This is a genomic window from Parafannyhessea umbonata, from assembly GCF_012844235.1.
Taxonomy (GTDB): domain Bacteria; phylum Actinomycetota; class Coriobacteriia; order Coriobacteriales; family Atopobiaceae; genus Parafannyhessea.
Genome location: NZ_JABAGR010000001.1, coordinates 258,080 through 281,412 on the forward strand (window position 1 = coordinate 258,080; position 23,333 = coordinate 281,412).

Genomic DNA, 23,333 nt, shown 5'->3' on the forward strand with positions numbered 1-23,333 from the left:
CCCGTACTCGTGGGGCGCGAGTTTACGCCGGCCCTGCAAACTCACGGCAGGAGTGTACCGGGGTACAACACCGTCCGTAATCGTGAGGTCCGAGTTTACGGACCCCCTGCAAACTCGGCGCGGGTGTGTACCCGGGGCCTCGGTCGCGCCCGCACGCACCGGGGGCGACATTGCGGAAGCTTGCAAACTCGGCGCGGGTGTGTACCCGGGGCCCGGCTCCGCCCGCACACACCCGGGCCGACCTTGCGGAATCGTGCAAGCTCGGGCCGGGTGCGTTGTGCCCCGGGGGCCGCCGTGGCGGGAACCCCGCGGTGTGTGACGCGGTGATGGTTAAACGAGTTATGGCTCGTGCATCCTACCTGCGATCATGTGGAATCGAACCAAACGCGGGCGTAGCACACCCGGGGGATTCTCGCATCTCGCGAAGCACACCCGCGACTTCGTGGCACGGGGCCTCGCTTTCTGCAACACACCGGGGGCGAGATTGCGGATTCGCGCAAACTGGGGCCGGGTGCGTACCCACGCTCCCGGCGCCCCCGCACGCACCTGCCACGACCTTGCGGAATCGTGCGAACTGGGACCGGGTGCGTACCCGCGGCGCCCCCGCCCCCGCCCGCTACTCGTTCACGTGCACGTGGGGCCGGTCGGCATACCCGTGGAAGTCGCCCATGTACACAAAGTAGTCCGCCAGCTCGTCCGCAAGCGACTGGTCGTGCGTCGCCACCACCAGCGTCTTGCCGGCGCGCTTCAGCTGCTTCAGAAATCCCAGCAGCCACTCCTGCGTGCGGGCGTCCAGCGCGGCCATCGGCTCGTCCAGGCACAGCACCTCGGGGTTCATGGCCAGAACGCTCGCTATGGCCACCTTCTTCTTCTCTCCGCCAGAGAGGTTGTACGGCGCGCGCCCGCGCAGGTGGGCGATTCCCAAAAGCCCCAGGCAGTCGTCCACGCGCCCGGCGACCTCCTTCGCAGAGAGCCCCATCTGGGACGGCCCAAACGCCACCTCGTCCTCCACGCTCGCCGTGAAGAGCATGCTGTCGCTGTCCTGGAAGATGAACCCCACCCGCTGGTGCAGCCGGCGGCTGAACCCCGGGTCGCGCATGGAGGCGGCGTCCACCAGCTGACCGTCAAAGCGGTACGTCCCCACCTGCGGGTGGATCAGCCCGCTCATTGCGCGCAGCAGCGTGGACTTCCCCGACCCGTTGTCGCCCATCAGCACCACGGAGTCGCCCGTGTCGATCTCAAGGTCGATGTGGCGCAGCACGGGCACGTCGTCGTAGGCAAAGCAGAAGTCGTCAAAGTGCATGAGCGCCGGCCGCGCGTCCGTGGCGTGCGGATGGTGGAGGCTCTGTGGGTGAACGTCAGGATGCATCTAGACCAGTCCCTGCAGATAGAAGAAGAGGGCGAGAAGAACGGCCGCTCCCAGCAGCCACGCGCAGTCAACCGCGCGCTGGTGCGGGCGGGGGCGCTCGGGCGTCACGTCATAGGAGCCGTCGAAGCCGCGGCAGGCCATCGCGTCCGCCGTCTCGGCCGCGGACCTGCCTGCCTTCAGCAGGAGCACGCCGCCCACGCCGCCTATGGAAGACCTCTTGTCGTGGTCGCGCCCCACGCTCCTCAGGCGAAGCGCGCACAGCACCTCGGTCGCCACGCGGCCCAGGTCCACTATGCTGTGCAGCGCAAGGTCGAGCGTCAGCACGGCCGTGGCCGGCACGCGCAGCGTGCGCAGGGCGCGAGTAAGCTCGCCCGCGGCCGTGGTGAGCGTCACCTCCATGGCGACGGTGGTCGTCACCAGCACCTTCGTGCCCAGCAGCACCGCGGAGTGCGCCTGCCCCAAAAGCGTCGCGGGCAGCATCACCGCAAACGTGAGCGCGGACGCGACCCCGGCGACGGCGGCCGTGCGCCTCAGCGCCCGCGCGGGCAACAACGCGGCGCGCGCAAGGGCGAGCGCCAGCACCACCAGCACGAAGGCGTAGTTGCGGCAGAGAGAGGTCAGTAGAATCGTCGCAAGACCCAGCAGAAGCTTCAGCGGGGCGGAGGGGCTCAGCGGCCCTTCGCGCCCGTCGTCCAGGCGCATGCGCGCGAGCACCCCCGTCATGCCCAGCAAGCTCTTCGTCACGAAGCTTCCCCGCTCGCGCGGGGGCTCGTACGCCTCGTTGCGCATGAGCCACGCGGGGAGACCCGCGCGCTCCGCTCCGCGCCCGTCGCCCTCGCTAGCCATCGTGGCGCGGCCCAAAGTCCACGCGGGAGGGGGCCTGCGCCCCAAGCAGCCTGAACGCAACGAGCAGCGCGGCCACGCCGACCGCGGCGCTCAGCACGTAGCCCAGCCACGCCGGCAGCGCGCCCAGCGAGTAGTCCGGCATGAGCGACGCCCACTCCCAGCCGTGCGCCATGCCGGCGGGGGTGTACCCCACCTGCGCGGCAAGGTCGCCCACGGACCACTCGCCCCAGGCGTCGCCTGTCGCCAGAAGCCCAAGCGGCGTCAGCACGGCAAGCGCCGCCACCAGGGCGAGCACGGGACGCGTCGCGCGCGCCGGGGCAACCCGCACGTCGTCGCCCGCAAGGCTCCCCAGGCCAAAGTCCGGGGCCACCCTCCGCACGAACGCCAGGATGCCGACGGTGAACACCACCTCCGCGGCGCCCCACACGGTCAGGTGCCCCGCGAGCATGGCCGGAACAGAGACCCACAGCGGGTACGGGCAGTACAGGGCGCGTCCTGCCGCGTCCGAAAACAGCAGCGGCTGCACGCCAAACTCGATGGCCGCGCACAGGGCGGCGGCGTTGATGCCCACGTAGGAGCCCACGCCGGCCGCGACGAGCTCGCGCCCAAGGCCCGTGCCCGCGGCGTCGCTGTGCCGTTCCTCTCGCCCGCGCAGAAGGACGTACACGGCATACCCGCACATCGGCAGCACAAACGCCATGTTGAAGCAGTTCGCCGGCAGCGCCAGGATGCCCCCGTCGCCAAACATGACGGCCTGTATCGCCAGCGCCATGCTTATGGCCAAGGTCGCCGTCCACGGCCCAAACAGGATTGCCACCAGCGTCCCCGCAACGGCGTGGCCGGTGGTGCCGCCGGGTAGCGGGATGTTGAACATCATCGCCAGAAAGCAGAACGCCGCGGCCACCCCCACGAGCGGCATCTTCTGCCGCGGCACCTCCTCGCGCACGTGGCGCGCGGCGCGCATCCACAGGGGCACCATGGCAACGGCAAACACGCCGCAGGTGGACGGGCTCAGGTAGTTCTCCGGAATGTGCATGACGCTCCTTCGGGGCGGGCGGTTGCAAAGGGCTGCTGGTGTCGCGCGGTGCGCGTTAGGCCATTCTAGCGCGAGTGACGGCCGCGCGGGTATCATGGGGTGCGAGTGCCGTCCCCGTCCGGCCCGCCCCAAAGGAAGTCCGCATGACCCCAAACGACGCGCCGGCGCTACCTCAGCGCGCGCGTAGCGTTCAGCACGCACAGCACCATCACGCCCACGTCGCCAAAGACCGCAAGCCACATGGGGGCCAGGCCCACGGCGGCCAGCGCCAGGATCGCGACCTTCACCGCGACCGCGAACACTATGTTCTGGTGGGCTATCCGCAGCGTGTGGCGGGCGATGCGCATGGCCACGGCCACGTCGGACGGCTTGTCGTCCATAAGCACCACGTCCGCGGCCTCGATGGCGGCGTCCGACCCCATGGCGCCCATCGCAATGCCCACGTCCGCGCGGGCGAGCACGGGCGCGTCGTTTATGCCGTCGCCCACGAACGCAAGGGTCGCGTCCTCCTCGCGGGAGTCCATCAGCCCCTCCACCTGGTCGAGCTTGTCCTGGGGCAGAAGCTCGGCGTGGAACTCGTCGATCCCAAGTTCGCGTGCCACCACCTCTGCCGTCACCTCGCGGTCGCCCGTTAGCATGACCGTGCGGCGCACCCCCTGCTCCCTCAGCGCGCGGATGGCCTGCCCCGCATCCGGCTTCACCTCGTCGGAAACGTGCACGTGCCCGGCGTATGCGCCGTCCACGGCAACGTGCACCACCGACCCGCCCAGCGTGTGGCAGGTCTCCGGCGCGGCCCCCACCTCGCGCATCAGGGTGGCGTTGCCCACGGCCACGCGGTGCCCGTTCACGGTGGCCAAGACGCCGCGGCCGGCCTCCTCAGTCACGTCGCTCACGACGCAGTCGTCATCGTCCAGCGGAAACGCCAGCCTGAGCGCCGCGGCGATCGGGTGGGTGGAGTTCGCCTCCACGTGCGCGGCCAGGTGCAGGAGCTCCTCGTCCGTCATGTTGGACGGGTGCACCTGCGTCACCTTGAACGTGCCCTTCGTGAGCGTGCCCGTCTTGTCAAACACCACGGTCTGCGCCTTCGCAAGAGCCTCCAGGTAGTTGGAGCCCTTCACCAGGATGCCGTGGCGCGACGCCCCGCCGATCCCGCCAAAGAACGTCAGCGGCACAGAGAGCACCAGCGCGCACGGGCAGCTCACCACCAAGAACGTGAGCGCGCGTAGCACCCACGTGGGAAGCGCCGCCACGAAGTCGGGCGAGAAGATCGGCGGCACCAGCGCGACGGCCACGGCCAGGTACACCACGACCGGGGTGTACACCCGCGCGAAGCGCTTGATGAAGTTCTCGGAGTGCGACTTGCTGCGGCTCGCGTTCTGCACCAGGTCGATGATCCTGCTCGCCGTGGACTCGCCAAAGCCCCTCGTCACGCGCACGCGCAAAAGCCCCGTCAGGTTCACGCAGCCGGACGCCACGTCGTCTCCCACGCCGGCGTCGCGCGGCACGCTCTCGCCGGTCAGGGCCACGGTGTCAAGGCTCGTCTGGCCCTCGATCACAACGCCGTCCAGCGCGATCTTCTCGCCCGGGCGCACCACCATCACGTCGCCCACCGTAACGTCGTTGGGGTCTGCGGCAACTACCTCGCCGTCGCGCTCCACGTACGCCACGTCGGGGCGAATCTGCATCAGCTCGCGGATGGAGCGGCGCGAGCTCTCCTCCGCCATGCCCTCGAACAGCTCTCCCACCTGGAAGAAGAGCATCACGAACACGGCCTCGGCAAACTGCGGCTCGCCGCCCGGCACAAAGCCTATGAGCAGCGCGCCCAGCGTCGCGACGGACATGAGGAAGTCCTCGTCAAACGGCCGGCGCGCCGCGACGGACTCCGCGGCCTCGCGCAGGACGCCTAGGCCCGCCACCAGGTAGGCGGGCAGGTAGGTGGCGAGCTGGACCCACAGCGGCAGCGCGGCCGCGTGGTTTATGGCCACGGCCACCACCAGAAGCACCGCGGACGCGACGATCTTCTTCCGCAGGACGGCAGGGTCCTCGTCGTCATCATCATCCTCGTCATCGTCGTCGCGATCGACCTCGGCGTCCGCGTCTGCGCCAGCCGGGCGGCAGCCGCACGACGCGTCGCGCTCGGCATCGTCCCCCTCGTGGTGGCGGCAGGACTCGTCCTCTGTGGAAGAGCAGCACTTGCAGGACACGGCACATCCCTCCTCGCGTTGCGCGCGACGCGTGCGCGCAAGACTTGAACACATGAACAGACATTCATAACTACTGGTGAAAGTGTTGCATCTGCTCATGTGGTTGTCAAGCGCCGCAAGGCGAGAAGCGCGGCCTGCCGGTGTGCGGCAACGCGGGCGCTACAGCCCCAGGGAGCCGTCCCTCTCGGCCCGGAGCTCCTCCGCAAAGTCGCGCACCACGAAGTCCAGCGCCTCGCGGCACCGCCCGCAGCCCGTGCCCGCGCCCGTGGCGGCCGAGACCTCCTCCGCCGTGGCGGCGCCGGCGCGCATGGCCGCCATGATGTCCGCGTACGTCACGTCGCGGCAGTTGCAGAACTTCTTCGTCATCCTCATGCGGGCTCCCGTCCGTCGCGTGCCTGTCGCGCCGGGCCGCCTGTGGCGTCCGGCGCGCGGTTGGGGACATGATAGCGGACGCGGCCGCGGCCGCACGCGCATTCGCCAAACCCACGGCAACCCAAGGGGCGGCGCGGCGGCGCGGCTGCGCGCCGGCAAATCGTGCGGAGGTATTCCGCAGGGAGGCATTCGCGTCGCCCGGCTGCGCTAGACTCATTCAGGACAAACAAGACGCTGGAGGAGAAGTACATGCCCCAAGACGTGCAACAATCGCTCTTTTCGCTGATGGGAGGCCCTGCGGGCCAGGGCGTGCCCGCGCCTGCGCTCGCGCCGGAGGAGGTGCCGCTCGACGCGTACGGCGACGTGGGCGCACAGGACGGCGCCCCCGCGGACGCCTGGGCCCCCGCGGACTACGTTCCCGCGGACGACCCCGCGCCCGTGCCGACGGCACCCGCGCGCCCGACCGTCGACCTGGACGGCCTCAACCCCGCGCAGCGCAAGGCGGCGGAGTGCACGCGCGGCCCGCTCCTGGTGCTCGCCGGCGCCGGCTCCGGCAAGACGCGCGTGCTCACGTACCGCATCGCCCACATGATCGCGGACGAGGGCGTGCGCCCGTGGCAGGTGCTGGCCATCACGTTCACCAACAAGGCCGCGGCCGAGATGCGCGAGCGTCTGGGCAAGGTGCTGCCCGGCGGCACGCGCGGCATGTGGATCTGCACGTTCCACGCCATGTGCGTGCGCATGCTGCGCGAGGACGCCGACCTTCTGGGTTACAAGCCAAACTTCACGATCTACGACGACGACGACTCGAAGCGCCTGGTCAAGAGCATCATGAGCGACCTCGACCTCGACTCGAAGCAGTGCCCGCTGCCGGCGGTGCGCTCCAAGATCAGCCAGGCGAAGAACGCGCTCGTCTCCGCGGAGGAAATGTCCTCGCAGGCGCAGTCGCCCGTGGAGCGCGCGGCGGCGCGCGTGTACGCGGAGCTCGACCGGCGCCTTGCCCGCGCGAACGCTATGGACTTCGACGACCTGCTGATAAAGACGTTCGAGCTCCTGAGCAAGGAGCCGGAGGTGCTCGACCGCTACCAGGAGCGCTTCCGCCAGATCAGCGTGGACGAGTACCAGGACACGAACGCCGTGCAGTACGCGATCACGAACCTGCTTGCGAAGAAGTACCGCAACCTCATGGTCGTGGGCGACGACGACCAGTCCATCTATAGCTGGCGCGGCGCGGACATCAAGAACATCCTGAGCTTCCGCAAGGACTACCCGGACGCCGAGGTGGTGAAGCTGGAGCAGAACTACCGGTCTACCGGCCACATCCTGAACGCCGCGAACGCCGTGGTGCGCAACAACTCGCGCCGCGAGCAGAAGCGCCTGTTCACGGACCGTGGCGACGGCGAGAAGATCGAGGTGTTCCAGGCCGCGGACGAGCGCGACGAGGGACGCTGGATCGGCAGCGAGATAGAGAAGCTGCACGACCGCGGCACGAGCTACGACGACGTCGCCGTGTTCTATCGCACGAACGCGCAGTCGCGCACGCTCGAGGACATGTTCCTGCGCGCGGGCGTCCCGTACAAGATCGTGGGCGGCACGCGCTTCTTCGACCGCGCCGAGATCCGCGACGTGATGGCCTACCTCAAGCTCGTCGTGAACCCGGACGACGACGTCAGCGCGCTGCGCGTCATCAACACGCCGCGCCGCGGGCTGGGGACCACGTCCGTCAACCGCATCCGCGCCTACGCCGCCGAGCGTGGGATATCGTTCTTCTCGGCCGCGGAGGCGTGCGTCACGGAGCCGGGCGTCCTGAGCGCGAAGGCCAGGAACTCGCTTGCCGGCTTCACGAACGCGATCGAGGCGGCGCGCCACTTCGACGGCGACCTGGCAGACGTGGTGCAGATGATCATCGACCGCACCGGCCTGATCCAGGCGCTCGAGGCGGAGCAGACCATGGAGGCCGACGGCAGGGTCGAGAACATCAAGGAGTTCTTTGGCGTCGCGCAGGAGTTCGACGAGACGCACGAGGACGCGGCGGCGACGCTGGAGAGCCTGGAGCAGCTGCGCGAGGCCGGCGCGCTCGACGGCGGCGCGGCTGCGGCTGCGCCGGCGGCCGGGACAGACGGGCAGGGCGCGGGCGGGCTTCCTCCGGTGGCGGCCGAGAAGCTCCCCGCGTTCATGGAGTGGCTGGCCCTGAGGTCCGACCTCGACTCGCTCGCGGGGCAGTCGAGCGCCATCACGATGATGACGATCCACTCTGCGAAGGGCCTGGAGTTTCCCGTGGTGTTCGTGGCCGGCATGGAGGAGGGTATCTTCCCGCACCGCGCGCACGAGGGCGACGCGGAGTCCATCGAGGAGGAGCGCCGCCTTGCGTACGTGGCCATCACGCGCGCGGAGCGGAGGCTGTACCTGACGTACGCCGTGACGCGCCGCATGTTTGGCTCCGTGCAGACGAACCCGCGCAGCCGCTTCCTGAACGAGATTCCGCCCGAGGACGTGAACGCCATCGGCGTGGGGTCGTCCGGCTTCAGCGGCGTGGGATGGGAGAAGCGCGGCGACCGCCACGGCACGTACGGATCGGGTCGCGGGTCCGAGGTGTACGGAGGCCACGTGTTCGGCAGCCACACGCGCTCGACCGGCGGCGCCAGGCCAAGCGGCACCGCGGCTCCCAGCTGGCCGGGGCGCCCGATGGGCGGCGCGTCCGCGGGCGCGGGGGCGGGCTCTTCTCGCCCGGCGGCGTCAGCGCCCGTGCGCGACCGCAAGAAGGCTGAGGAGACGTTTGCGCCCGGCGACCAGGTGTCGCACAAGACGTTTGGGCCCGGCGTCGTGAAGGAGGCGTCCGGCGACACGATCACCGTGTACTTCACGCGGACCGGCAAGACGAAGAAGCTCATGAAGGGCTTCGCGCCCATCGTGAGGATCGGCTAGCGGGAGGCCTTGATGGACTGGACAGCGATCGTGTGGAAGGTCGTGTACCTGGCCGTGGCCGCCGCGGTGACGCTTGTGGTGGACCGCGGCGTCACCCGCGTGACCAGGCGCGTGCTGGACGCCTCGTCCATACCGTCCGCGTCGATATTCGTGAACATCATCCGCGGCGTGATCTGGGCGTTTGGGCTGCTCTCCGTGCTGGAGCCCGTGTTTGGCATCAAGGCGACGGCGTTCGTGGCCGCCTTGGGCGTCACGTCCGTCGTGCTGTCGTTTGGCCTGCAGGACACGGTGTCGAACGTGTTCAGCGGGCTGGGGCTCATGCTGGGCAAGGTGGTGCAGCCGGGCGACTACGTGTCCGTCGGCGGCTTCGAGGGATTCGTGACGGACGTGAACTGGCGCAGCACCATCGTGCGCGACCGGCTGGGAAACGACCAGGTGATTCCCAACAGCGTGCTGAACAAGACCGCGTTCACGCGCAAGGGGGCGTCCTCGCTGGGGTGCTGCGGCGTGGAAGTGCTGGTGCGCCCCGACGCGGACCTCGCGCGCGTGAGCGACGAGGTGGCGCGCCTGGCGACGGAGGCCTTGGGCGAGCTTGCGGACGACGCGTTTGAGGTGGGCGTGACGTTTTCGGGCTTCGACGCGTACGGCACCCACGGCACGGTGTGGCTGCACGTGAGGCCGGACGTGGCGTTTGGCACGGCGCAGGACCGCGTGACGCGCGTGCTGCAGGGAAGGCCGTGGCTGGCGGACGCGGCCGGCGCACAGGAATAGGAGACGACGCCGCGGGACATGCTTCCGCGCGGCAGACGGGGAGAGAACATGAAGCTTGGAATCATTGGCGCCATGGACGTAGAGGTGGAGCACCTGCGCGGCAAGGTGGTCGACCCCACGCACGTGAAGGTTGCCGGCATGGCGTTTGACGACGGCACCATAGGCGGGACGCCGGTGACCGTGGTGAAGTGCGGCGTGGGCAAGGTGGACGCCGCGGTGTGCGCCCAGGTGCTCATCGAGCGCTTTGGCGCTCAGGCCATCATCAACACCGGCGTCGCGGGCTCGCTGGACGCGCGCCTTAACATAGGCGACGTGCTGGTGTCCACGGACGCCGTGCACCACGACGTGGACGCGACGAACTTTGGCTACGCGCCCGGAGAGGTGCCGAGCCTGGGCGTCACGTACTTTCCCGCGGACGAGCGCCTGCGCAAGGCCGCGGCCGACGCGGTGCGCGCCGTGGCGCCGGACGTGGCATGCGTGGAGGGGCGCGTGGCATCCGGCGACCAGTTCGTGCGCACGCAGGGCGAGAAGGACCGCATCCGCAGGGCGTTTGGCGCGAGCTGCGTCGAGATGGAGGGCGCGAGCATCGCGCAGACCGCGTGGCTGAACGACGTGCCGTACGTGATCGTGCGTGCCATAAGCGACAAGGCGGACGGGTCTGCCGAGGTGGAGTACCCCGTGTTCGAGGCGCAGGCTGCCGAGCACTGCGCGAAGATCGTGAGCCACATGGTGGCGCACCTGTCGTAGGCGCTTGGCGCAGGGCGTCCTGCGCCCATGAAGCGACGGCCGGGCCGCAGCATCGACGCCACGGCCCGGCCGCATTCCCGCTTATGTGCCGCTACGCGTAGTTGAGCGCGGTCTCCAGCGAGGCCTCCATCATGTTGGTGAAGCTCTTCTCGCGCTCGTCCGCGCTCAGCGACTCGCCCGTGAAGAACGTGTCCGAGACGGAAAGGATGGACACGGCCCTCTTGTGGCTGGTCTGGGCCTCGATGTAGAGGCCGGCCGTCTCCATCTCCACGCAGAGCAGGCCGAGGTCGCGGTAGCGAACGGGCGCGTCCTCGCGCGGGTTGTAGAACACGTCGGAGCTTACGACCTGGCCCACCTGGTAGCCGAAGCCCAGGCGCTCGCACGCCGCGACGGCGTCGCGCAGCATGTCCCAGCTCGCGGTGGGGGCCAGCTTGACGGGGGAGTCGTACAGGCTCGCGATGGAGGAGTTCGTGGCCGCGCTCTGCGCGATCACGATGTCGCCGGCGTGGAGGTCGTCCTGCAGGCCGCCCGTGGTGCCCACGCGGATGATGGCGTCCACGCCGACCTGCGTGTACAGCTCGTGCGCGTACAGGCACATGCTGGGGATGCCCATGCCGGAGCCCATGACGCTCACGCGCTTGCCCTTGTACGTGCCGGTGTAGCCCAGCATGTTGCGGACGTCGTTGAACAGGACGGGCGACTCGAGGTAGTGCTCCGCGATGAACTTGGCGCGCAGCGGGTCGCCGGGCATGAGGACGACCTTCGCGACGTCTTCCTTGTTGCAGCGGATGCAGGCTGATGCGGTCTCGAACATGGGGATTCCCTTCGCTTGTGGATGGTGGTTGCGTGCTGGCCGGGCGGTCGCTACTCAAAGAGCGCCGCGAGGCTCTGGGTGTACGGGGGACGGCAGATGCCCTTCTCGGTCACGATGGCCGTGATGAGGTCGTGGTCCGTCACGTCGAACGCGGGGTTGTAGCACTTGACCTCGGGCAGCGCCTTCGGCTCCGCGTAGAACATGGTCTTGATCTCGTCGGGGTCGCGCTGCTCTATCTTGATGTCGTCGCCGGTGGGGCAGTCGCGGTCGATGGTGGACGTGGGTCCCAGCACGTAGAACGGGATGCCGTAGTGCCTTGCCAGTATCGCGACGCCCGAGGTGCCGATCTTGTTCGCGGCGTCGCCGTTCATGGCGACGCGGTCGCAGCCGACCATGCACGCCTGCACCCAGCCGTTCTTCATCACGATGGACGCCATGTTGTCGCAGATGAGCGTGACGTCGATCCCGGCGCGGTAAAGCTCGTAGCTCGTGAGGCGCGCGCCCTGCAGCAGCGGCCGCGTCTCGTCTGCGAACACGTGCACGCGCTTGCCGTGGTCGTGTGCGTAGTACAGCGGCCCCTGGCCCGTGCCGTAGCCCAGGCACGCGAGCGGACCGGCGTTGCAGTGCGTGAGCACGCCGTCCCCGTCCTTGAGCAGGCTCGCGCCAAGGCGGCTGATCTCCTCTGACATCGCGAGGTCCTCGCGGTGGATGGCGACGGCCTCCTTGCGGAGAAGCGCCACGATGCCGCTTGGGTCCTCGCCCCTGTGCGCGAGCGTCACGCCGTGCATGCGGTCCAGCGCCCACGAGAGGTTCACCGCCGTGGGGCGCGAGGAGTTGAGGTAGGCGCGCTGGCGCTCCATGGCAGAGGCGAACTCGTCGTAGCCCACGCCGCGCGCGGCCTCCTGGCGGGCGAGCACGTAGTAGCAGTAGCCGGCACACACGCCGATGGCCGGCGCGCCGCGCACCTTGAGCTGGAAGATGGCGTCGTACATGTCCTTCGCGTCCGCGAGCTCCAGGTACTCCAGCCTGTTGGGCAGAAGCGTCTGGTCGATTATCACGACCGCGCCCCCGTCCGCCCTCAGCTCCACCGCGTCCACGTTGGTGACGCCGCTCGTGGCGGCCTGCGTCGCAGCCGCCTCCGGCGTCTCCGGCTCTGGATCTTCCCCTGCCATGGTTGTCACGCCCTTCTCGTCTGGTTCCGTCCTGTCCGGTCTGAATTGCTATGCGTTCGCGTCCGTGGCGCCTTCGCCTGCGTCGCCCGCTGCCGCGTCGTCGCGACGTGCCGCGCGGCGGCGATAGAATGCGCGCAGCCGCTCCAGGTGCGCGACGTCCTCTGGCGCAAGCGGCACGCCGCCGCCAAGGTCGTGCACGGCCTTGTAGATCTTCGCGCTGTGCTCGATCGTCTCCATGAGGTCGAACGCCGCCCAGACGTCGCCGCCCCAGGCGACCGCACCGTGGTTGGCAAGCAGCACGCCGTTGTAATCGTGGACGAACGGCATGAGGCTGCGCGGCACCTCGTCGGTGGAGAGCATCGCGAAGTCGGTCACGGGTATCTTGCCGAAGTTGAGCACGAGCTCGGGCAGGTAGGGCTCCGCGAGCTCGTGGCGGCAGATGGCGAACGCCGTGGCGAAGACCGGGTGCGCGTGGACGACGGCGCGCACGTCCGGGCGGGCGCGGTACACGGCAAGGTGCATCTTGACCTCGGACGAGGGGAAGCGTCCGGACGCGTCGTCCGGAAGCACGTTGCCGTCCAGGTCGCAGCGCACGAGCATGCCCGGCTCCATGCGCCCCTTGCTCACGCCCGATGGCGTGACGATGACCTCGTTCTCGCCGACGCGCACGGAGATGTTGCCGTCGTTGGACGCGACGTAGCCGCGGTCGTACAGGAGCCTTCCAACCTCGCAGATGTCTGCACGCACGTCCTTGCCCATAGAGCCTCCCGGGATCTGTCGAGAAAAACGAGCGTGCCGGCGTGTGGGGGCGTCGGCACGCGTCAGCTTAGAAGTCGAGCTCGGCGTTCTGCACGCCCATGCCGGCCATCTCTGGGCCGGTGTGCACCAGGAGGTCTGCGGAGAGGTCGTGCCTCTGGACGCTCTCCACGTTGGGGACGGCCGCGCGCAGCTTCTGCTCGAGAGCGTCGTACAGGTCGCGCGTGGTGGAGGAGCAGCACACGGCGAGGCGGGTCCGCTTGTACTGGCGTGCCTTCTCCGCGACGAGCGAGACCATGGTGTCGAGCGCGCGGTCCCAGCCGCGGGCCTTCTTGGCGATGGTGTAGTAGCCCTCGTCGTCGCAGGTGAGGATCGGCTTGATGTTAAGCACGGAGCCGATGCGGTAGATGTGGCCGTTGATGCGGCCGCCCTTGTACAGGAAGTCGAGCGACTTGACCGCGAAGAACACGTTGGACTGCTGCGCGACGGAGTCGAGCCTGCTCTGGAGCTGTTCGAACGGCACGCCCGCCTCGACCATCTGCACGGCGCGCTCGACGACCATGCCCGCGACCATGCCGATGGAGCGCGTGTCCACCACGATGATGGGGAAGTCCTCCATCTGGCCCGCAACCATGTGGGCGGTCTGGTTCGTGGCGGAGAGGGCACTCGCGATGGTGATGATGACTGCCTTCTGGTAGCCGTCGGCGCGTGCCTGCTCGAGCGTCGTCTGGATCTGGTGGGGGGAGGGGAGCGACGTCTTGGGGACCTCCGTCGCGAGGCGCCGAGTGACCTCGTCTGCCGTGATGTCCACGCCGCTCTGGAACGTGGTGCCGTCCGCGTAGTTGATGTGCAGCGGCATGACCCTCACGTCGTGCTCGCGGCAGAACTCAGACGGGGTGTCCGTGCCAGAGTCGGTGATGACTGCGATGCGCTGGTTGTTCATGGTATCCTCCGACATCCGGCGCAGCCGCGCCTCCGTTTGGCCCCCTCGCGCGGGCCCTCTGCGCGCACCGCGCCGCGGCCTTCCGACGTGCGGAGTGCATGCACCTACTATAGTTCCCGTTTGCGCCCGCGCGCAAACAACGTCCCGGGAACCGCCATGTGGCCACGCTCTTCTCGCCAGGCGCACCTGCGTGCACGTGCGCGTTTGCGCCCGGCCTCATGGGCACGCCGCTTGCGGAAAGCCTTGGAGGAGCTTTGTTATCGGTGGCCGATCGGCGAGGGGGTAGTTGCGGGTAACGTATCTTTATGTATGTGGCCCGCGAGGCGCGGGTCGCGACCGTTGGCGTCGACCTCGAAGAGAAAGCGAACATGGTGCAGAGCAGAGCATCCAGGCCCGACAAGAAGACGAGCGATGCTAAGGGGAGGAGGCACGTGGTCCGCAAGAGCGTGATCATACGCGAGCCCGCGGTCGTGCGACGGCGCGACCAGAGGAACGCGCTCGAGAAGGTCACGTCGAACGGCACGATCGCCGCCGCCGTCATGGTCGGCGCGGCGCTGCTTGCCGTGATCGTCGCGAACTCCGGGGCGTACGAGGCGGTGCACCACTTCCTCGAGACGCCGCTCGAGCTCAGGATCGGCCCCGTCGTCGCGGGGATATCGTTCGAGGGGTTCGTGAACGACTTCCTGATGGCGCTGTTCTTCCTGCTCGTGGGCATCGAGCTGAAGTACGAGATGACCGTGGGGCAGCTGCGCAGGCCCCGCCAGGCGATGCTTCCCATGCTGGCCGCGGTGGGTGGCGTCGCGTTTCCCGCCATCATCTACCTGGCGTTCAACCATGCCGGCGCCCCGCATGGGTGGGCGATCCCCATTGCGACGGACATCGCGTTCGCGCTGGGCGTGATGTCGCTTCTGGGTGATCGCGTCGCCCCGGAGACGAAGGTGTTCTTCCAGACGCTCGCCATCGCGGATGACATCCTCGCGATCGTGGTCCTCGCGCTGTTCTACGGGCAGACGCCGGACATCGCGTGGATCGCCGCCTCGCTCATCGCGGTGCTGCTGCTGGCGGCGCTGTCCCGCGCCCGCGTGTACTCGGTCAAGCCGTACATGGTGGTGGGGCTGCTGCTGTGGGTGTGCATGTACAACAGCGGCATCCACGCCACGCTCGCCGGCGTCATACTGGCGTTCTTCCTGCCCGCGAAGTCCGACATCCGTCTGTCGAACCTTGGCGACTGGCTTCAGGAGAAGGCCGCGATGCTGGACGACGACTACGACGACGGCACGCACATCCTGGGCCAGCACGACTTCACGGCGTCCGCGAACCGCGTCGAGCGCATCATCCACAACGTCACCCCACCCCTGCAGCGCGTGGAGCGCAACCTCTCCACCACGGTGAACTTCCTGATCCTGCCGCTGTTCGCGTTTGCGAACGCGCAGGTGAGGCTCGTGGGAGTCGACCTTGGCAGCATCGTGCTCGACCCCGTGACCCAGGGCGTCTACCTGGGCGCCGTGCTCGGAAAGCCGCTTGGCATCATCCTGGTGACGCTCCTGCTCGTGAAGATCGGCTTCGCGAGGCTTCCGCACAACGTGACGTGGGACCAGATAATCGCCGTCGGCATCATGGGCGGCATGGGGTTCACCATGTCCATCCTCATCGCGGGCCTCGCGTTCCCGCAGGCGCATGAGATCCTTGCGGCCAAGTGCGCGATTCTTGCCGGTTCCGTCACGTCCGGCGTGCTGGGCATCGTCTTCGTGAGGGTGCACGACGCCGTCGCCAACGGGTCGCTGCTGGGCTCGGACGACGAGGACGACGTCGAGGGCGAGATGCGGGACCAGGTGGAGGACATCGACTAACCGCCTCGATGGGCTCGGTGCTCGGATTGCGCCCTAACATATGCGATCGCGATTGCAGCAGAGGGGCTCCATTGCGTCGCCCTGGGTTCGCGTGCACCGCTACGCACGCGCCCGGGGCGACGCAATGCACTAGCGGAGCTTACGACACGGTGCCGTGGGTGTATCCCCAGCCATGCGCGGTGAGTATGGAGTTCAGCTGGTTGCAGAGCGCGTGGCGGCCATACCTGCCGCCGGGAAGGAGGTCTATCACCTCGAGCAGGTCCCCGCTCAGGTCGTCTATCTGCGCGCGCTCGATGGCGTCGAGCTTGCCCACCACGCGAGCGGGCTCGTCCTCGAAGAGCTCGTCGACCAGTCTCTGCAAGTCGCCGAACTCGGGTGATTGGGCGCCGCCGAGCCATGTCTGTTCGCTCTTGTCCAAGGTCTGCGCCTCCGGCTGTCGGCGTCCTTCGCAACGCCCATAGGGTGAATGTGTCTTGCCATATTATTACTGTATATGACCGCGCACGCGCACGGGGATATACTCTTCTGTTAGTTACACACCTGAACCTAGGAGCCACCATGGCAAACATCTACCAGCAGATGGAATCGGAAGAGCTAGACGCCGCCATCGAGGAGCTCGAGCGCGAGGCGGCAAACCTCAAGGCGCAGAACCTGGCACTCGACATGGCCCGCGGCAAGCCCTCGCCGGAGCAGACGGCGCTCGCTCGCCCGATGCTGGACGTCCTCAACTCGTCCACGCCGCTCGTCGACGGAAACGCGATCGTGGACAACTACGGCACGCCGGAGGGCCTGCCCTCCGCCCGCCGCCTTGCCGCAGAGATCCTCGGCGTCGACGCGGAGAACGTCGTCGTAAACGGATCCTCGAGCCTGAACCTCATGCACGACCTCGTGACGCACGGCTTCACGAACGGCGTCGCGGGCAACAAGCCCTTCTACCAGCAGGGCGAGGTCAAGTGGCTCTGCCCGGCGCCCGGCTACGACCGCCACTTCAGCGTCACCGCGCACCTCGGCATCAAGAACGTGCCCATCCCCATGCTCGAGGACGGACCTGACATGGACATGGTCCAGCGCCTCGTGGAGGGCGACCCCTCCGTCAAGGGCATCTGGTGCGTCCCGAAGTATGCAAACCCCACGGGCATCACGTACTCCGACGAGGTCGTCCGCCGCTTCGCGCAGCTCCAGCCCGCCGCGCCGGACTTCCGCATCTACTGGGACAACGCGTACTGCGTGCACGCCTTTGGCGAGAAGGACGACAACCTCCTCAACATCTTCGACGCGCTCGAGGAGGCCGGCAACACCGACCTCGTCTACGAGTTCGGCTCGACCGCGAAGGTCACCTTCCCCAGCTCGGGCATCGCGTTCGTCACGGCCAGCAAGGCCGACATCACGGAGGTCCGCAAGGCGTTCGCGGTCGAGCGCGTGAGCTCCGAGAAGTTCTCCCAGCTGGCGCACGTGCTCTTCCTGAAGGACCTCGACGGCGTCAAGGCGCACATGCGCAAGCACGCCGCGATCGTCGGCCCCCGCTTCGCTCTCGTCGAGCAGAAGCTGACGGACGGCCTCGGCCAGACCGGCGTCGCCACGTGGACCCATCCGCACGGCGGCTACTTCGTCTCGTTCGACGGCCCCAAGGGCTCGGCGCGCAAGATCGTCGCCCTCATGGCCGAGCTCGGCGTCAAGCTCACGCCGGCTGGCGCCACCTGGCCGTACGGGGACGACCCGAACGACTCCAACATCCGCATCGCGCCGACCTACCCCTCGCTCGAGGATCTCGGCAAGGCGCTGGACGTCTTCGTGGTCGCAGTGAGGCTCGTGTCCGCGAGGCTTGCGCGCGAGTCGCGTGCCTAGCGGCGCAACTCGCTTCTCTCGCACACAGAACAACCATTAGTTTCTGTAGAATGGGCAATTACGTCCGCCCACGGGCGTCGGTCTGTCTCGCCCGCGCCGCGAGGCGTGGTTGTCGAAAGGGTTCGTTCGATGTCTAGCTCGGGAAAGCACAACAGCAAGCGTCTCGCACGCGCAAAGGTCAAGCCTACGGAGGATTCCGCCATGGGCGAGAAGGACCCCCGTCCCTCCTCCAAGAAGAAGACCCCGGCGCAGGCCAGGGCCGATCGCAAGAAGCGTGTCACGACCATCGCGATCGTCGTCTTCGCCATCATCATGGCCATCTCCATGATGATGCCGTCCTGCTCGGCGATCGTCGGCAACAACCAGGCGGGCGAGAGCGCCAAGGAGAAGAGCTCCTCATCTGCCAAGGACGACTCCTCAAGCTCTTCCGCAAAGGACGACTCCAGCTCCTCGAGCACGAAGGCGACCTCGACGTCGGACTCCCTCAAGAAGCTCGACTCCTCGTACGAGGAGTCGCTCGCGTCCCTCCAGAAGCGCCTCAAGAAGAACCCCAAGGACCTCGCCGCCCTGCTGAACCTTGGCAACGGCTACATGTCCTGGGGCTACCAGGCCGCGTCGCTTTCCACGACCGACGCCGAGAAGGCACATGTGAAAGACATCCTCGGCAAGGCGATCGACTACTTCGACCAGTACCTTCAGCTGAACGACTCCGACACGGTGAAGGTGAACCGCGCGCTCTGCCAGTTCTACCAGGGCGACACCGACGCCGCGCTCCAGGCGCTGCAGAAGGTGACGGAGGACTCGCCCAAGTTCCCGCTCGGCTGGGCGAACCTTGGCATGGTGTACGAGTCCAAGGGCCAGACGGGCAACGCGCAGGCTGCGTACAAGAAGGCCGAGAAGACGGACCCGAAGGACAGCTACGGTGCCAAGTCGTTCGCGGAGCAGCGGCTCTCTGCCATCGAGTCCGCGGCGAGCTCCTCTGCAAGCGGATCGAGCTCCACGACGAACACCACGTCCGGCACCTCGGGCCAGGGACTCTCCGGTGCCCTCGGCGGCCTGGGGCTTTCCGGCTCGGGCAACTAAGAGAAGGAAACGAATCACATGGAAATCTTGACTACCAAGGCCGAAAACGGCCGCAAGGTGCAGGTTGCGGGCGAGGTGGACGTTTCGAACGCCTCCAAGCTCCGCGACGCCATCGACGAGCTCCTCGCCAAGGGGGTGCCGTCCGTCGACGTAGACCTCTCCCAGGTCAGCTACATCGACTCGACCGGCATCGGCGTCCTCGTGGGTGCGGTGCACCGCGCCCACGACGCGGGCCTCTCGCTCGTCGTCTCGAACCCGCAGCGCAACGTTGCCCGCGTGCTCGACATGCTGGGCGTCAGCGGCGAGCTCGGGATAGAGGCCTAGTTCTTCTCGTCCGCGACGACGCACTTGGAGGTGTGCTTGCGTGTTTGGTATTGGTGAGACGGAGCTCGCCCTGATCTTGATCTTCGCGTTCCTGATCTTTGGGCCCGACAAGCTCCCTGGCATGGGCAGGACCATCGGTCGCATGCTCAGGCAGTTCCGCGAGGCCCAGGAGGGATTTACCGAGGTCGTCCAGACCGAGGTCATGGACCCGCTCAACAACGCGATGAACGAGCCCCAGACGGAGGACGAGAAGAAGCGCAGCTCCGCGCGGGCTGCCGCGATGGACGAGGACGCGGACATCGAGTCCGGCGCGGACGGGGTGGCCCCCAGGCGCGAGACGTTCGCCGAGCGCCGCGAGAGGCTGGCGCGCGAGCGTGCCGCCGCGGAGCAGGAGGCGGCGACGGACGCGGACTCCGCGGGCGAGAAGGACGCGGACTCCGATTCCGACGTCGACTCCGATGCGGACGTCGACGCACCCCAGGCAGCCGCGGGCGAGAAGGGCGAGGAGCCTTCCTCCGAGTCCGCCGCCCCCGCCAGGAGCGTCGCGTCGCTGTACGCCATGAAGGGCACGCGCAAGGCGAGGCCCGTCGCAAGACCGGCGGACGAGGATGCCGACTCCGATGCCGACAGCGATGCCGATGTCGACTCTGACGCCGACGCGACGCCCGTCGCGAAGGGAGGGGAGGACTAATGCCCATCGGACCAGCGCGCATGCCGCTCATGGATCACCTCGGCGAGCTGAGGCGTCGCCTCACCATCATCGTCGTCTCGCTTGCCATTACGGCGGTCGTGCTCTACAACGCGACGCCCGTCCTCATCGAGTTCATCATGAACCCCATCCGCGCGGCGCTTCCGCACGGTGCAAAGCTCACGGTCATGACGGTGCTCGGCGGCTTCACGATTCGCTTCAAGGTCGCGCTCTTCTTTGGCGCCATCGTCTGCTCGCCCATCATCATCTGGGAGGTCATGGCGTTCTTCCTTCCCGCGCTCAAGAAGAACGAGCGCAGGTGGGTCATTCCTACCGTCGCGGCCATGGTCATCCTGTTCTACCTGGGCATGGCGTTCTGCTACCTCATCATCCAGAACGCGGCCGTCGGCTGGATGATCGACCAGTCGCGCGACTTCGCGAACATCCTCGCGAATGCGGAGGACTACATCAACATCATGATGCTCCTGGAGATCGGCTTCGGCATCGCGTTCCAGATGCCGCTCGTGATCTTCTACCTCTCCGTGCTGCACCTCGTGGCGTACAAGACGTTCCGCGCCCAGTGGCGCTACATCTACGTCGGCCTCATGGTGCTGTCGGCCGTCGTCACGCCCGACGCCTCGCCCGTCACCATGATCCTCATGTTCGCGGCCCTCATCGGCCTGTACGAGGTCGCGCTCGCCATCGCCCGCTACGTGCTCGTCGCCCGCGACGGCAAGGAGTCCCTCAAGTGGACGCGCGAGGAGTACCAGGAGCACAAGTACGAGGAAGAGATGTCGAAGCTCTAGCGCGTCGCGCGCAACGGGGAGCCAGACGCTGATAATCTAGTGTTTTGCCACTACTGACCGACCGATGGGCGCCGTAAGGCGCCTTTCGGGTATAACGGCAAGACGCGTGCACGCAAAATCGGTCGTGCGCGCAGCAAGCAAGGAACTCGAAACCGGGGGATAGATTGAAGCTCGTTGTTACCGAGAAGAACGATGCCGCCCAGCAGATAGCCCGCCTCCTCTCCACGGCTGGCAAGCCGGAGGCCGGCAAGGTGTACGACACTCCCGTCTACCGCTTCAAGCACGACGGGGAGGAGTGGGTCACCATAGGCCTGCGCGGCCACATCATGGCGCCCGACTTCGCCCACGAGCTGCACTACAGCAAGAAGGAGGGCTGGTGGGCCGTCACGGCCGAGGGCGAGGTCATCCCCGCTCACATCCCGGACGACCTCCCGCGCCCGCCGTACGATACTAAGCGCAAGCCGTTCCTGAAGGACGGGATCGACATCAAGGGCTGGAAGGTGCCGAGCCTGCCGTACCTCGTGTGGGCCCCCATCGAGAAGGTCCCCGCCGAGAAGGGCATCATCCGCTCGCTCAAGAACCTCGCTGCAAAGGCGGACTCCATCGTGATCGGCACGGACTTCGACCGCGAGGGCGAGCTCATAGGCTCCGACGCGCTGCGCCAGATGCGCGAGGTCGCGCCGGACACGCCCGTGTCGCGCGCCCGCTACTCCGCGTTCACGAAGGCCGAGATCGACCATGCGTTCGCGAACCTGGTCGACCTCGACCAGGACCTCGCGGACGCCGGCGAGTCGCGCCAGTACATCGACCTCATCTGGGGCGCCGTGCTCACGCGCTACCTCACGATGGCGCGCTTCAGCGGGCTGGGACACGTGCGCTCCGCCGGCCGCGTCCAGACGCCCACGCTCGCCCTCGTGGTTCAGAAGGAGCGCGAGCGCCAGGCGTTCGTGCCGGAGGACTACTGGGTGATCTCGGGCAGGATGGCGCCCGCGGGCGACGCGGACGACGCCCACTCGTTCAAGGCGACCCACGCCACGGCGCGCTTCAAGGAGAAGGCCGCGGCGGACCTTGCCTGGAGCCACGTCCGGGACGCCACCACGGCCACGGTCACAAACGTGGAGCGCAAGAGCCGCACCACGAGGCCGCCCGCGCCGTTCAACACCACGTCGCTCCAGACCGCCGCGGCGGCGGAGGGCATCAGCCCGGCGCGCGCCATGCGCCTCGCGGAGTCGCTGTACATGGACGGCCTCATCTCGTACCCGCGCGTCGACAACACGGTGTATCCCAAGTCGCTCGACCTGCGCGATTGCGTGCGGACGCTCGCCCAGGTGCCAAACTACCGCCCGGTATGCAACGACCTTCTCGCCCTTCCCAAGCTCACGGCGACGCGCGGCAAGCAGGAGACCACGGACCACCCGCCCATCTATCCCACGGCGGCCGCCGACCCGGACCGCCTGGACGGCGCCGCGTGGAAGCTGTACAACCTCATCGCGCGGCGCTTCCTGGCGACGCTCATGGAGCCGTCCGTGAGCGAGAGCACCAAGTTCAGCTTCGACGTGAACGGCGAGCCGTTCTGCGCGTCCGGCACGGTGCTGGTGAAGCCGGGCTTCCGTCGCGCCTACCCGTTTGGCCTGCGCAAGGACGAGCAGCTGCCGCAGCTTGCCGTGGGCGACTCGTGCGACGTGAGCGACATGGCGCTCGAGGCGAAGCAGACGGAGCCGCCCGCGCGCTACAGCCAGGGCCGCCTGATCCAGGAGATGGAGAAGTGCAACCTGGGCACCAAGTCCACGCGCGCGAGCATCATCCAACGCCTGTACGACGTGAAGTACCTGAAGAACGACCCCGTGGAGCCCAGCCAGCTTGGCATCGCCGTCATCGAGGCGCTCACGGAGTACGCGCCGCACATCACGAGCCCGGACATGACGGCCGAGCTCGAGAGCGACATGACGGAGGTCGCGCGCGGCGAGGAGACCCAGACCGAGGTCGTGGACCACTCGCGCGCGCTTCTGGCGAGCATGGTGGGGCCGCTCATCGAGCACAAGGACGACCTGGGCGAGGCGATCGCGGACGCGGTCACGGCCGACGCGAAGGTGGGCGTCTGCCCCAAGTGCGGCAAGGACCTGGTCATGAAGACCTCCGCGAAGAACCACTCCAGCTTCATAGGCTGCATGGGCTGGCCGGACTGCGACGTGACGTACCCGGTGCCCAAGGGCCGCGTGCAGGCCATAGAGGGCGAGAAGGGCGTGTGCCCCGTGTGCCACGCCCCGCGCGTGAAGGTGCAGCCGTTCCGCCAGCGCGCGTACGAGATCTGCGTGAACCCGGCGTGCCCCACGAACCGCGAGCCGGACGTGGTGGTGGGCGAATGCGCGGCGTGCGCCGCGGCCGGCCGCCACGGCGACCTGGTGGCCCACAAGAGCGAGCGCACGGGCAAGCGCTTCATACGCTGCACGAACTACGACGAGTGCGGCACGAGCTACCCGCTGCCCCAGCGCGGCGAGCTGCACGCGACGGGCGAGGTGTGCCCGGAGTGCGGCGCGCCCATCGTGGAGGTGGTGACGCAGCGCGGCCCGTGGCGCATCTGCGTGAACATGGACTGCCCCGGCAGGAAGAAGAAGGAGGACGTGAAGGCCGCGCGCGGCACGAAGCGCTCCTCCGCGAAGAAGTCCTCCGCCAAGAAGACGACCACCAAGAAGACGACCGCCAGGAAGTCCGCCACGAAGAAGTCTGCCACGAAGAAGGCGCCTGCGAAGAAGACGGCCGCCGCGGACTTTGAGGGCTAGGG

At 67.9% G+C, this 23,333-nt stretch carries 20 protein-coding genes; 10 read left to right on the forward strand and 10 right to left on the reverse strand.

All coding sequences use genetic code 11. The features are described from left to right. Window positions 1-616: 616 nt before the first annotated feature. From HF885_RS01065 to HF885_RS01085, 5 genes are all read right to left on the reverse strand, one after another. Entirely contained in the window at window positions 617-1,369 is a 753-nt protein-coding gene (locus HF885_RS01065) for an energy-coupling factor ABC transporter ATP-binding protein (RefSeq protein ID WP_206109711.1), read from the reverse strand. Continuing rightward, window positions 1,370-2,215: an energy-coupling factor transporter transmembrane component T gene (locus HF885_RS01070; RefSeq protein ID WP_170103128.1), complete on the reverse strand. Its 846-nt coding sequence runs from the start codon at window positions 2,213-2,215 to the stop codon at window positions 1,370-1,372. Next, window positions 2,208-3,251, reverse strand: coding sequence for a cobalt transporter CbiM (gene cbiM, locus HF885_RS01075; protein ID WP_170103129.1), 1,044 nt, complete (start codon window positions 3,249-3,251; stop codon window positions 2,208-2,210). The genes HF885_RS01070 and cbiM overlap by 8 nt, the downstream gene beginning before the upstream one ends. Window positions 3,252-3,418: 167 nt before the next feature. After that, window positions 3,419-5,455: a heavy metal translocating P-type ATPase gene (locus tag HF885_RS01080; RefSeq protein WP_328804299.1), complete on the reverse strand. Its 2,037-nt coding sequence runs from the start codon at window positions 5,453-5,455 to the stop codon at window positions 3,419-3,421. Window positions 5,456-5,614: 159 nt separating this feature from the next. Beyond that, a complete protein-coding gene (locus tag HF885_RS01085; protein WP_170103131.1) occupies window positions 5,615-5,827 on the reverse strand; it encodes a (2Fe-2S)-binding protein in 213 nt (70 codons plus the stop codon). Between the two features lie 249 nt (window positions 5,828-6,076). Here HF885_RS01085 and HF885_RS01090 point away from each other — a divergent pair, with 249 nt between their 5' ends. The 3 genes from HF885_RS01090 to HF885_RS01100 are packed head-to-tail and all read left to right on the forward strand — an operon-like array spanning window position 6,077 to window position 10,270. Further along, window positions 6,077-8,752 (forward strand): ATP-dependent helicase, encoded by a 2,676-nt coding sequence (locus HF885_RS01090; protein WP_235927225.1) that lies wholly within the window; start codon window positions 6,077-6,079, stop codon window positions 8,750-8,752. A 12-nt stretch (window positions 8,753-8,764) separates the two neighbouring features. Beyond that, the gene (locus HF885_RS01095; protein ID WP_170103132.1) at window positions 8,765-9,523 is read left to right on the forward strand and encodes a mechanosensitive ion channel family protein; all 759 of its coding nucleotides are present in this window, start codon (window positions 8,765-8,767) and stop codon (window positions 9,521-9,523) included. A gap of 48 nt (window positions 9,524-9,571) precedes the next feature. Next, a complete protein-coding gene (locus tag HF885_RS01100) occupies window positions 9,572-10,270 on the forward strand; it encodes a 5'-methylthioadenosine/adenosylhomocysteine nucleosidase (protein ID WP_170103133.1) in 699 nt (232 codons plus the stop codon). A 91-nt stretch (window positions 10,271-10,361) separates the two neighbouring features. Here HF885_RS01100 and deoD read toward each other — a convergent pair whose 3' ends face one another. The 4 genes from deoD to HF885_RS01120 all read right to left on the reverse strand — a co-directional run bounded on the left by deoD (window position 10,362) and on the right by HF885_RS01120 (window position 13,955). Further along, complete coding sequence (gene deoD / locus HF885_RS01105) at window positions 10,362-11,084, reverse strand: purine-nucleoside phosphorylase (protein ID WP_170103134.1); 723 nt, start codon at window positions 11,082-11,084, stop codon at window positions 10,362-10,364. 50 nt (window positions 11,085-11,134) lie between these two features. After that, a complete protein-coding gene (gene mtnA, locus HF885_RS01110; protein WP_170103135.1) occupies window positions 11,135-12,256 on the reverse strand; it encodes an S-methyl-5-thioribose-1-phosphate isomerase in 1,122 nt (373 codons plus the stop codon). Between the two features lie 48 nt (window positions 12,257-12,304). Next, complete coding sequence (locus HF885_RS01115) at window positions 12,305-13,015, reverse strand: class II aldolase/adducin family protein (RefSeq protein WP_170103136.1); 711 nt, start codon at window positions 13,013-13,015, stop codon at window positions 12,305-12,307. A gap of 67 nt (window positions 13,016-13,082) precedes the next feature. Beyond that, window positions 13,083-13,955 carry a DegV family protein gene (locus HF885_RS01120; RefSeq protein ID WP_170103137.1) on the reverse strand — a complete coding sequence of 291 codons (873 nt, stop codon included), beginning with the start codon at window positions 13,953-13,955 and terminating at the stop codon, window positions 13,083-13,085. A gap of 368 nt (window positions 13,956-14,323) precedes the next feature. Here HF885_RS01120 and nhaA point away from each other — a divergent pair, with 368 nt between their 5' ends. Further along, window positions 14,324-15,805: a Na+/H+ antiporter NhaA gene (gene nhaA / locus HF885_RS01125; protein ID WP_170103138.1), complete on the forward strand. Its 1,482-nt coding sequence runs from the start codon at window positions 14,324-14,326 to the stop codon at window positions 15,803-15,805. A 139-nt stretch (window positions 15,806-15,944) separates the two neighbouring features. Here nhaA and HF885_RS01130 read toward each other — a convergent pair whose 3' ends face one another. Beyond that, window positions 15,945-16,223 carry a hypothetical protein gene (locus tag HF885_RS01130; protein WP_170103139.1) on the reverse strand — a complete coding sequence of 93 codons (279 nt, stop codon included), beginning with the start codon at window positions 16,221-16,223 and terminating at the stop codon, window positions 15,945-15,947. 140 nt (window positions 16,224-16,363) lie between these two features. Between HF885_RS01130 and HF885_RS01135 the strand changes: the two genes are divergently transcribed. The 6 genes from HF885_RS01135 (at window position 16,364) to HF885_RS01160 (ending at window position 23,331) form a co-directional block, all read left to right on the forward strand. After that, window positions 16,364-17,650 (forward strand): aminotransferase, encoded by a 1,287-nt coding sequence (locus HF885_RS01135; RefSeq protein WP_170103140.1) that lies wholly within the window; start codon window positions 16,364-16,366, stop codon window positions 17,648-17,650. Between the two features lie 129 nt (window positions 17,651-17,779). After that, window positions 17,780-18,733 (forward strand): tetratricopeptide repeat protein, encoded by a 954-nt coding sequence (locus tag HF885_RS01140; protein WP_170103141.1) that lies wholly within the window; start codon window positions 17,780-17,782, stop codon window positions 18,731-18,733. 18 nt (window positions 18,734-18,751) lie between these two features. Next, on the forward strand, window positions 18,752-19,057 hold the full coding sequence (locus HF885_RS01145; protein ID WP_170103142.1) for an STAS domain-containing protein: 306 nt from the start codon (window positions 18,752-18,754) through the stop codon (window positions 19,055-19,057). 40 nt (window positions 19,058-19,097) lie between these two features. After that, window positions 19,098-19,748 carry a Sec-independent protein translocase subunit TatA/TatB gene (locus tag HF885_RS10525; RefSeq protein WP_170103143.1) on the forward strand — a complete coding sequence of 217 codons (651 nt, stop codon included), beginning with the start codon at window positions 19,098-19,100 and terminating at the stop codon, window positions 19,746-19,748. Further along, window positions 19,748-20,551 carry a twin-arginine translocase subunit TatC gene (gene tatC / locus HF885_RS01155; protein WP_170103144.1) on the forward strand — a complete coding sequence of 268 codons (804 nt, stop codon included), beginning with the start codon at window positions 19,748-19,750 and terminating at the stop codon, window positions 20,549-20,551. The genes HF885_RS10525 and tatC overlap by 1 nt, the downstream gene beginning before the upstream one ends. Window positions 20,552-20,715: 164 nt before the next feature. After that, window positions 20,716-23,331: a DNA topoisomerase I gene (locus HF885_RS01160; protein WP_170103145.1), complete on the forward strand. Its 2,616-nt coding sequence runs from the start codon at window positions 20,716-20,718 to the stop codon at window positions 23,329-23,331. Window positions 23,332-23,333 lie beyond the last annotated feature (2 nt).

What these genes read in the sequence shown, in the direction of transcription:
- HF885_RS01065 (WP_206109711.1), bottom strand. Translation starts at nt 1,369, where the DNA reads ATGCATCCTGACGTTCACCCACAGAGCCTCCACCATCCGCACGCCACG.
- HF885_RS01070 (WP_170103128.1), bottom strand. Translation starts at nt 2,215, where the DNA reads ATGGCTAGCGAGGGCGACGGGCGCGGAGCGGAGCGCGCGGGTCTCCCC.
- cbiM (WP_170103129.1), bottom strand. Translation starts at nt 3,251, where the DNA reads ATGCACATTCCGGAGAACTACCTGAGCCCGTCCACCTGCGGCGTGTTT.
- HF885_RS01085 (WP_170103131.1), bottom strand. Translation starts at nt 5,827, where the DNA reads ATGAGGATGACGAAGAAGTTCTGCAACTGCCGCGACGTGACGTACGCG.
- HF885_RS01090 (WP_235927225.1), top strand. Translation starts at nt 6,077, where the DNA reads ATGCCCCAAGACGTGCAACAATCGCTCTTTTCGCTGATGGGAGGCCCT.
- HF885_RS01095 (WP_170103132.1), top strand. Translation starts at nt 8,765, where the DNA reads ATGGACTGGACAGCGATCGTGTGGAAGGTCGTGTACCTGGCCGTGGCC.
- HF885_RS01100 (WP_170103133.1), top strand. Translation starts at nt 9,572, where the DNA reads ATGAAGCTTGGAATCATTGGCGCCATGGACGTAGAGGTGGAGCACCTG.
- deoD (WP_170103134.1), bottom strand. Translation starts at nt 11,084, where the DNA reads ATGTTCGAGACCGCATCAGCCTGCATCCGCTGCAACAAGGAAGACGTC.
- mtnA (WP_170103135.1), bottom strand. Translation starts at nt 12,256, where the DNA reads ATGGCAGGGGAAGATCCAGAGCCGGAGACGCCGGAGGCGGCTGCGACG.
- HF885_RS01115 (WP_170103136.1), bottom strand. Translation starts at nt 13,015, where the DNA reads ATGGGCAAGGACGTGCGTGCAGACATCTGCGAGGTTGGAAGGCTCCTG.
- HF885_RS01120 (WP_170103137.1), bottom strand. Translation starts at nt 13,955, where the DNA reads ATGAACAACCAGCGCATCGCAGTCATCACCGACTCTGGCACGGACACC.
- nhaA (WP_170103138.1), top strand. Translation starts at nt 14,324, where the DNA reads ATGGTGCAGAGCAGAGCATCCAGGCCCGACAAGAAGACGAGCGATGCT.
- HF885_RS01135 (WP_170103140.1), top strand. Translation starts at nt 16,364, where the DNA reads ATGGCAAACATCTACCAGCAGATGGAATCGGAAGAGCTAGACGCCGCC.
- HF885_RS01140 (WP_170103141.1), top strand. Translation starts at nt 17,780, where the DNA reads ATGTCTAGCTCGGGAAAGCACAACAGCAAGCGTCTCGCACGCGCAAAG.
- HF885_RS01145 (WP_170103142.1), top strand. Translation starts at nt 18,752, where the DNA reads ATGGAAATCTTGACTACCAAGGCCGAAAACGGCCGCAAGGTGCAGGTT.
- tatC (WP_170103144.1), top strand. Translation starts at nt 19,748, where the DNA reads ATGCCCATCGGACCAGCGCGCATGCCGCTCATGGATCACCTCGGCGAG.